Here is a 1,576-nt window from a genome sequence, read left to right on the forward strand (position 1 = left end):
CCATGGTTGCTGATGTGCCGCCAGTTCCGGCGCTCATGACAATCCATTTGGGTGCGGGGAAGCGCTCCAGCTCCATCTGTGAGAACAGGCTTTGGGCAATGTTGTTGTTGCCACGCCAATCGGTTGCACGCTCCGCATAAGTAAACTGATCCACGTAGTGTCCGCCAAGTTCCTTCGCCAATCGCGCCGCCTCGCTGTAGATCTGATAGGGCTCTACGAGATGCACCTCACCGCCCAGCGCCTCGATCTCACGGATTTTGCCGGTGGCGGTTGCTTTTGGTGCGATGGCAATGAAGGGATTGCCTATGAGGCGGGCGAAATAGGCCTCCGAGATTGCCGTGGAACCGGAGGAGGATTCCACGATGGGCATGCCTTCCCTGATCCAGCCATTACAGATGCCATAGAGGATGAGCGAGCGGGCCAACCGATGTTTGAGGCTGCCACTGGGGTGGGTGCTTTCATCCTTGAGGTAGAGATCAATGCCCGCTTTGGTGAGTTTGGGAATGTTCAGCTTGATCAGGTGGGTATCAGCGGAGCGCTGATAGTCTGCCTCAATGTTCTTGATGGCCTGCAGCGCCCATGCCCGACCTGAAGGATTCCGATGATTTTTATGGCTGCTGAACTCCAGCATGGAAGCACCTGATCTGTTGTTTTGGAGGCGGATGGTGCCTCGTTGGATCAAGTATAGCTTCTGTACTCTTTGCCGGATGGACCGATCCCTGCTGTGCGAAACAGAGGGTAAAGCTTGTGGCGAAAATCATCGGGTTTTCAGAGGGGAAAGGCTCGGTTGTGCGAGCCTTTCCGTAGGCGTTCAGCTCGCCAATGCGGGGATCATTCCTTTAACGCCATCGGCGAGCATACCCATGGCAATTGCCGCAAGCACCATGCCCATGAGGCGGGTTACAACACCCATGCCGGACTCGCCCAGCTTGTTGGCGATTGGCTTGGAGACAGAGAACAGAAAGCCGGTGAAGAGCGCGAGGCCGACAGCCGCGATGGAGAGATCAATCTTGGCCCAGATGCCAGAATGACGCTCGGCGGCGACAATGGCTGTTGCAATGGCACCCGGCCCGGCAACGATTGGGATGGCCAGTGGCACAACGGCGATGTGGTTCTGCTCTGCTGCGGAGGCAGCCTCCTGCGGTGTCTGGCGGTGGCTGTTATCGCTGCGCAGCATGGAAAGCGCGATCAGCAGAACGATTACGCCGCCCGCAGCGCGCAGCTCGTGCACGGTGATGCCGAAGAACTTGAGGAGGATGCCGCCCGTCCAGGTGACGGTGAGGAGTGTCAGCGCGATAGCACCGGCGCAGGTCCATGCGATGCGGCGGGCGGTGGCAGCGTCCCGATCCGCTGTCATGCCTGCGAAGACGCCGGTGTTTCCGATGGGGTTCATCATGGAGAACAGCGCTGCGACGTAGGTGATCAGAGCAGTTTCAGTCATCAGATGCTTTCTGTTGTTGGCTTTGCACGCAGTGGTGATACTGAAGAAAGCATGCAACATACTGATCGCACCTAAGGGTGACAACTTAAAGGGCTGTAATGATTGAGTGTTCTGGTGGAGATCAGTTGTGGCGCG

General features: G+C 57.5%; 2 protein-coding genes. Both read right to left on the reverse strand.

From position 1 onward, the window contains the following. Positions 1-631, reverse strand: a 631-nt coding sequence (locus PJE062_RS21710) for a pyridoxal-phosphate dependent enzyme (RefSeq protein WP_208982441.1), incomplete at its 3' end; no start/stop codon positions are given. Between the two features lie 180 nt (positions 632-811). Next, complete coding sequence (locus tag PJE062_RS21715) at positions 812-1,441, reverse strand: MarC family protein (RefSeq protein ID WP_208609044.1); 630 nt, start codon at positions 1,439-1,441, stop codon at positions 812-814. Between the last annotated feature and the right edge of the window lie 135 nt (positions 1,442-1,576).

Origin of the sequence: Pseudovibrio sp. JE062, assembly GCF_000156235.1 — a bacterium.
Classification (GTDB): domain Bacteria; phylum Pseudomonadota; class Alphaproteobacteria; order Rhizobiales; family Stappiaceae; genus Pseudovibrio.

Bases quoted from the DNA above. Each gene is read 5' to 3' on its own strand.
- PJE062_RS21715 (WP_208609044.1), bottom strand. From the start codon at position 1,441: ATGACTGAAACTGCTCTGATCACCTACGTCGCAGCGCTGTTCTCCATG.